This is a genomic window from Spirosoma jeollabukense (genome assembly GCF_054777855.1).
In genome coordinates, this window is record NZ_BAAHAD010000003.1 from 625,493 (window position 1) to 631,492 (window position 6,000).

Genomic DNA, 6,000 nt, shown 5'->3' on the forward strand with positions numbered 1-6,000 from the left:
TATCGATGAAATCTTGCTATTTCATCATGGGCTCGCTATACGTAGCAGTTGCCCTGATACTGTCTTGTTCCAGAACAACTAATCCATTGACTGCTAACAAAAAGAATTTCATGAAACAGGAAGATATAAATAAATCAATTATCCGGGATTTCTATCGGCGGGCCGTAAGTCAGGGCGATATCGCTTTTGCTGAGGAAATAGTGGCCGACGATTATATCCAGCATAGTTCGGCGGTGAAACCTGGTAAAGCGGGCCTTCTGGAAGCTCTCCATTATATGAAACAGATGCCGAAACCGGCCACTACATCCACGCCCTTCATGCGATTAATTGCCGAAGGCGACTACGTAGTGACGAATATGAGTTTTGGTTGGGATGGAAAACAGAAAGTCGTTGTTGACATATTCCGGTTTCGGAATGGGCAAGTAGTAGAACATTGGGATGCCTTACAGGATCAGCCCGACATTACGTTAAATGGCCATGCTATAATGGACGGCGGTATCCCGGTTGGTGATACTAGCTTGACCGTCAGCAACAAGGCAGTTGTGAAGGATTTCTATCAACGAGTTTTCGTTAATAAACAACTTGAAGCAATCCCCGATTTCGCGACCTCTGATCTGATTCAGCACAAGCCCGAAATTGCCAATGGCACCCGTGGGTTAATGGATTATCTAATGCAGAAGTCAGCTGAGATGTCTATTGAAAAAATAGGGCTGATTATTGGTGAAGGTAACTTCGTCGTCGTTCAGTCGGAAGGCAAGCTGGACAAAAAACCCGCTACGTTCTATGATATCTTTCGCCTGGCTAACGGAAAAGTTGTGGAGCAGTGGGGCGTGAAACAAGTTATGCCGTAGTGTAAGTCGTGCCACGGTTCAGAACCGTGGCACGACTTTTATAATCAATTACACATCCCAACTCCGTGTAATCCGGCTACCGTTTTCTGACGCTTCGGCTCGAATGTAGACGTCCACTTCCTGCTGAAGTTCCTCAACGTGTGAGATAATACCCACAACCCGGTTTTCGGAACGTAGTGCTTTCAACGTTTTAAACACCGTTTGCAACGAATCTTTGTCCAGCGTACCGAAGCCTTCATCCAGGAAAAATAAATTCTGTTTGGCTTTCGTCAGGTGCTGAATATTATCCGATAGGGCGAGCGCCAAAGACAAAGCCGCCTGAAATGTCTGCCCACCCGAGAGGGTTTTCACACTTCGAACTTCGCCCCCGTTGAGGTAATCGCGCACCAGAAAATTGTTTTTCTCGTCTAATTCCAGCTTCAATTGATTGTTCGTGAGCTTAAAAAATCGCTCATTTGCCGACTCACACAGATTTTTTAGATAGACCGACGATACGTAGTTGACAAAGCCCTGCGCCCGGAACATCTCATCCATTTTCTTTAGATCCTGTCGCCGGAGTTCAAGCTCGTCGTGTCGTTGCTGATATTTCTGCTTCTCGGCCCACTGTTGCTCCAGGGTTGTCAATACATTTCCGGCCTTGCCGAGGTCTTTATTCAAAGCGTCTTTTTGGCTACGAAGGCTTTTAAGCTGATCCTGAATAGTGGTGAGCTTGGCCTGATCGAACGGTTGGTCAGCCAGTTCAGTTTCCAGATCAGTTACTAACTTCTGAAAGCCGCTTAATTTGTCGTCGTATTCTTTAACCCGTTGCCTTTCCTGCTCTACCTTTAGCGCACTACGTAGTATTTGTTCAACCTGTTCTCGAATCAGGCCGTTATCGGTTAGGTTTTGGTTGATCGTTTGCTGCAATGTACTGATGTCACTGGCAACGCTATCCACCTGTTTTGTCAGTTGCTGAATCTGTTCCTGCACAGTAGCCTGCTCTTTTTCGGCATTGCCCCGGCGCTTATCTGCCTCGTCAAAATCTATTTTTGTTTGTGCATACCGTTGCGTCAATGAGTCGCGTAAATCGTTAATCTGACCCAAGCTCCACGTTTCCACATCCGGTAATTTATAGTGCTCAAGCGAGGCTATCTGTAGCTGAAGTTGTCCCGTCAATCCGGCAATATCATTTCCTGCGTTGTTGAGCGTGTCGGTGTGTTTAGTAAGAATAGCCTCTACTTCGTCGAGTTCTTTGTTCAACTCCCGAATGGCTTTCTGTGCCTCCTGAAGCTGTTTCTGAAGTATACCTTCCTTCTGGATGGCTTCGGTCACGTCGCCTTCCTGGTCAATGGAAAACTCCGGCCAACTGAACTGGTCTTCATGAGCCGTGAGCTGTTGAATAATGTCACCCCGTTCGTTTGTCAGTCGTTTTCCATTCTCCAACACGTTTCGTAGATCGGTTTCCAGTCCTTTAATGGTCAGGCGGAGGGTTGTCATATCGTCGATACGTTGCCTGACTTTTTTGAGTGATTCCTCACTCTTCGCTACGTCTGGTGAGGCCGTTTCTGTATTGTGTTTGGCAGGGTGATGGATTGAGCCACACAGGGGGCAGGGGACGCCATCGGTCAGACTTTCGGCATACCGTAGTAATTCTTGTTTTACCAGTGTTTGCTGATGAGCCAGTTCGCGCTCTTCTTGAATTGTCTTTAATTTATTAATGGCCTGATCGATCTGATCGGGGAGAGTTTTGAGCGTTAAGCCAGCCCATTCGGGTGGAAATCCGGTCAGTGATTCGTCTTTTCGCTGTTTGAGCTGATTGACTTTGGCATCATACGAATCAATCTGCTCCTGAAGCGTATCCGCCTGTTTTTTTAATGGCTTATACACCCCAAACCAGTTTTGAACTTTATACAAACGTTCCAGATTAGATTCCTGCCCAGCATGATCGTCAATAATAGTCTGGTGCTTTTTTCGGTCGGTCTTAAGCTGATCGATTTGGGTTTTCTGGTGGGTAATCTGAGATTCCAGCACAAGCCGATTTTTCGTCAGGCGTTCAATAGAATCCTGTAGCGTCCTGATTTGCTGAACCGTGTCTAGCTCATCGATCTGCTTCTGTACAGCTCCCCGATTTTCGTAAGCGGCTTTTGCTGCCGCGTAAGCTGTTTGAAGCGTTGGCAACAGTTGACTCAAGACTGCCAACTGATTTTGGGCTTTATGGACAGAATTGGCCAAATCAGCTTGTCGATCCTGTAATGTATTTATCGTCGAAAAATCACTCTGGAATAATAAACGGCATTGTTCATAAAGCGTTATGTCCCGCTCAATCTTTCGAAACCTGGGTTCCTGAGATAACCACTGATCCAGTTCACTACGTGCCCATACCAGCGAATTGTTTTGTTTTTGTAGATGCAGCAATTGCTGTTCGTCCGGCTCAAGCTGCTCAATCTGGCCATCTGTCTCAGCTACTACATTCTGGATAGAGGCAATCGTCGTTTCTGCCTGTTCTATCGCATCAGGCGTTACGTCCTCCAGCGGAGAAAGCAAGCCGCGTAGTTCGGCCAGTTGATCATTATTGGCTGTACTTAGTTTCTTAACCCGCCCGGCCAAATCATATTGATCCAGTTTGAATAACTGGTTCATCATTTTGGTTCGGTCCGTTGGACTGAGTTCCAGAAACTCCCGAAACTGGTTTTGCGGAATAATGATTGTCCGTTTGAAGTTAGGGTAGTCTAACCCTAATATTTGCTTCGATAAGGTTGCTACGTCCTCTTTTTCATTCCCAATAGGTTTCCAATCATCGCCTTCCCGAATAAACATCCGTCGCTCCCCCGGATTTATTTCATGATGTTTTTTGGGATGCCGTTTGGCTTCATAAACGAATTTATATAATTGCTGCTCGGGACCAGCCTGAAATTCGAAGTCTATAATCAGATGCTTCGATTTCAAATTCATCATGTTGTACTGGCGGTTATCGCGGCTGTTCAAGCGCTCTGTTTCACCATACAACGCAAAGCTAATCGCTTCCAGGAGTGAAGTCTTCCCGCTGCCAACTTTACCGAAAATGCCAAATACGCTCGACGCAATTAGCTGTTTAAAATCAATTTCCTGTATTGTCTGGTCCTGATACGAATAAAGACCTTGAATCAATAATTTAATGGGGATCATTCAGGTTCAGTTGCTAAAACCTCTTTGAACAAGTGTAGAAGCCGCTCATTTGGCTCCTGACCTTTGTTCTCATTCTTAAAATAACTCGTAAATAACGTTTCTATACTCTGGGTAAGATCAATAGCCTGTGTCGTTTCCTGCTCTACGTCTTCCACTTCCCGCACGTCAGGAATGATCGTCACCAGCGATTCATGAGCTTGCTGTAATTGTCGACGTTCTTCACTCGTCAGATACGTTGGCGTTTGCAGCGTAATTTCAGCGTAACAATTTGGGTTTTGCGTCAGCCAATCCACGGCTTCATCTACGCGCTTGAAGCGAGGACGTAGCAAACGTTTGCCGGTTTTCAGTGGAACAGGTGTAACCGTTACGGCCTGCTCTGGTTCGGCGTCAATCAGAACAACATATTTCTGCTGGTCGGCTTCGGCAAAACTATAGGCCAATGGACTACTGCTATATATAACAGGACAGGGGCCGCCACTCATTTCCTGATAACGATGCAAATGCCCCAAAGCTACGTATTGAATTTGCGGAGGAATCATATCGGTATACACCATCGATGCACCACCAATTTGCAAAATGCTACGTTCATCATCCGATTCTTCAGGTTGTTCTCCACCCCGTTTCATGACAAAGAGATGCGCTACCAGTAAATTGACACCTTGCTCATCCATATACGTATCGGCCAAGGTAGTCCAGTGCCCCTTCAGACTCTGACGCAGTTCATCATCAAGGCTGGTCATGCCAAAATAAGAACGCATTCGGATCTCATTGGCATAAGGCGTCAGGATAATACGGACTGGTGCTTCATGCCGAGGTAATTTCAACTCAATAAATCCCGGAGCGGACCGGAGCAGTTTCGCTTCGCAACTGAGTTGATGGGAGCGAACTTCTGTTTGAGGAAAGCCCGCGAAAATAATACCGCATTCCCGGCCAAAATGGTCCTGCGCTTCAATCCGGTCGGGGTTGTCATGATTACCCGCGATAGCGACTACCGTTCGGCGGCCGTTAGCTGTTAATCTTTTGAGCGTACTATATAATAGATCCTCTGCTTGCGGGTCAGGATTAAAGGTATCGAACAAATCCCCTGCTACCAGCACCAGATCCACATCGTCACGGTCGGCGAGTTGCACGATTTCTTCCAGTACGTCTCGCTGCTCTTGTAGCCGCTGGAAGTCCTGTAGTCGTTTTCCCAAATGCCAATCGGCGGTATGTAGTATTTTCATTAGATGACAAGTTGTATCGAATGGGTTGATACAAAAGGAAGATGCAATATAACTCATGACGTTCGCATAATGGGCAAAAAGACGGCATGAGCGGGCTGTTCATGTTGTTTGAGGAGCCCTAACAAGAGTGATCGAAAAAAGTTTTAAAATATCTTCAAGTAGTAACTAATTGATTTAGCGGCTATTACCAAATAATATTTGGCAGTTTCTAAACTATTTTCCAACAGGGCCTTGACAAGGGTGGAAAATCACCCTACCTTTGCACTCCCAAACATCGGGAATGAGTCGAAAACAAGGGCAAAAGCTGCTGGCAGTCAACTCATTACGTGCAACGATCTGACAATCAATGTAAAAATTTATTTTCAGATTTACTTGACAAGCAAATTAAAGTCTCGTACCTTTGCACTCCCAAACAATCAGGGAGATTGAAAAGAGAGAACTAAGTCGCTCATTATCAATCTGTTACAGGTTAGATACTGAAAACCAACACAAAAAAATATTTTCAGATTTGCTTGACAGAGGGAAAAACAAAGTGTACCTTTGCACTCCCAAACATCGAGAGATGATTTAAGTTGTTTGAATCTCCTTCTCAACCACGCTTCGACCAACGGGTCAGGCGCCCAGTTCTTTGACAAACGGTCAGCATAATAAAACACAACGGCGTGATTTCGATCACCGGTTGAACAACATCGAGATCAGCTTCGGTTGATCTCAAACATATTTACGATGGAGAGTTTGATCCTGGCTCAGGATGAACGCTAGCGGCAGGCCTAATACATGCA

General features: G+C 45.7%; 3 protein-coding genes. 1 reads left to right on the plus strand and 2 read right to left on the minus strand.

Annotated elements, in window-relative coordinates:
• Positions 1 to 110 precede the first annotated feature (110 nt).
• Positions 111 to 851, plus strand: a complete 741-nt coding sequence (locus tag ACYVEA_RS16840; protein ID WP_461114587.1) for a nuclear transport factor 2 family protein — start codon at positions 111 to 113, stop codon at positions 849 to 851.
• A gap of 48 nt (positions 852 to 899) precedes the next feature.
• On the opposite strand, the gene ACYVEA_RS16845 is transcribed toward ACYVEA_RS16840, so the two are convergent.
• Positions 900 to 3,995: an AAA family ATPase gene (locus ACYVEA_RS16845; RefSeq protein WP_461114588.1), complete on the minus strand. Its 3,096-nt coding sequence runs from the start codon at positions 3,993 to 3,995 to the stop codon at positions 900 to 902.
• Positions 3,992 to 5,218 carry a metallophosphoesterase family protein gene (locus ACYVEA_RS16850; protein ID WP_461114589.1) on the minus strand — a complete coding sequence of 409 codons (1,227 nt, stop codon included), beginning with the start codon at positions 5,216 to 5,218 and terminating at the stop codon, positions 3,992 to 3,994. Before ACYVEA_RS16850 ends, ACYVEA_RS16845 begins: the two co-directional genes overlap by 4 nt.
• Positions 5,219 to 6,000 lie beyond the last annotated feature (782 nt).